The following is a 1,554-nucleotide window of genomic DNA, read 5'->3' as shown; positions in this document are numbered from 1 at the left end:
AATTGAAAATGTTAAAAATAATGTTTCAAAATTTTATTTTAATATTTCACTCAAAATAATATTTGCAATTTTTGGCACGTTTTTGCTTTTATGGTAAATTAAAATTATTAAAAAGATAAAAATTTGTAAAAAAATCATGTTGAATAAAAAAGATAATTTAATTATTTTCATTTTAGCTCTATTAGTAATTAGTCTTGCTGTTTTTGTGATGACAAAAGATATTGATTTGAATAAAAATAAGAATCAAAATAATAATAAGAATATATATGTTAGCCAAGAACAAAAAGATAATAGATATGAACTGATTAATCAAAATAAGAATGTAAATAAGATAGTTAATCAAAATATAAATCAGAATATAAACACTAATCAACAAACTAAAATTATTATTGACGGGGTTGATGTAAGTGATTGGAATATTTATAGAAATGAAGAATATGGATATTCAATTAGATATCCAAGAGATTGGAACGCAAGAGAATTTCCTAATACTAAAGCAGGAGCAGATTTTACAAAAGACAATGATAATAAAATTGTGATTGATACTGGCGGTGTTGGGGAAATATTTTTTTATATGTCAAATAAATTGGACGAAGAGATATATAAAATTCATCCTGGAATCCAAAATCATGAATCTTTAAATTCTATAAAAGAAGTTATAACTTATTCTGGAATAAAAGGATATAGAATTACATGGAATGTTTCGCATGGCTCATCTCCTGATACTGTTTCTTCTGAAATGATTTATTTTGAAGCAAAAAAACAAGGACGTTTCAAAAATACAACAACAATACAAATTAGTCAGTTTACTCCGCGTCATTCACAAACTGATGAATATTATAAAATATTTGACATTATGATCAAAACTTTTGATTATATACAATAAATCTATTTTTTTTCACAAAATAAATCTTTTTTAATAAAGGATTTATCTTGTGGAAAAGAAAAACTTTTTCTACAAAAAATAAAAAAGGAGGCAGAATAATGAAAGGACATTGACAATTAAATAAACACAAGATCAGATTTTAAATCGCAAATCTAAAACCAGTAAAAAGGAGTAGAAAATGAAAAGTTTAGAAATGTGTTTGTGGGTTTGATGATTGTAATCGGATTATTTTTTTAGATTATTTTTTTAGATTATTTTTTTTGACAGGTTTTTGTTTTTTTGATAATATAAAATCAAGAATAAAAATTTGTGAAAAATTATGATGAATAAAAAAGACAACTTAATTATTTTTGTTTTGGCTTTATTAGTAATAAGTCTTGCTGTTTTTATAATAACAAAAGATATTGATTTGAATAAAAATAAGAATCAAAATAATAATAAGAATATATATGTTAGCGAAGAACAAAAAGATAATAGATATGAGTTAATTAACAAAAATACAAATAAGAATACAAATATAAATGTAAAGGATAAATACAAAGGCGAATTAACAAAAGAAGCTAATGGCTGGAAAAAATATAGGAATGAATATTGGGGAGTTGAGTTTAGGTTTAGGGACAAAAAGGATGAGATGAAAGTTGCAGAATGGTCGGTTGGAGTGATAGTAG

The 1,554-nt window shown here is 23.7% G+C and carries 2 protein-coding genes; both read left to right on the top strand.

Annotated features, from left to right (window positions below):
* The first annotated feature begins 136 nt into the window (after positions 1-136).
* Positions 137-886 (top strand): hypothetical protein, encoded by a 750-nt coding sequence (locus U9O55_04600; protein ID MEA2089084.1) that lies wholly within the window; start codon positions 137-139, stop codon positions 884-886.
* A 319-nt stretch (positions 887-1,205) separates the two neighbouring features.
* Positions 1,206-1,554, top strand: a 349-nt coding sequence (locus tag U9O55_04595) for a hypothetical protein (protein MEA2089083.1), incomplete at its 3' end; no start/stop codon positions are given.

This window comes from Patescibacteria group bacterium (assembly GCA_034660655.1).
Classification (GTDB): domain Bacteria; phylum Patescibacteriota; class Patescibacteriia; order JAACEG01; family JAACEG01; genus JAACEG01.
Note: the sequence above shows the minus strand (reverse complement) of the source record. Positions and strands in the feature narration are given on the sequence as shown.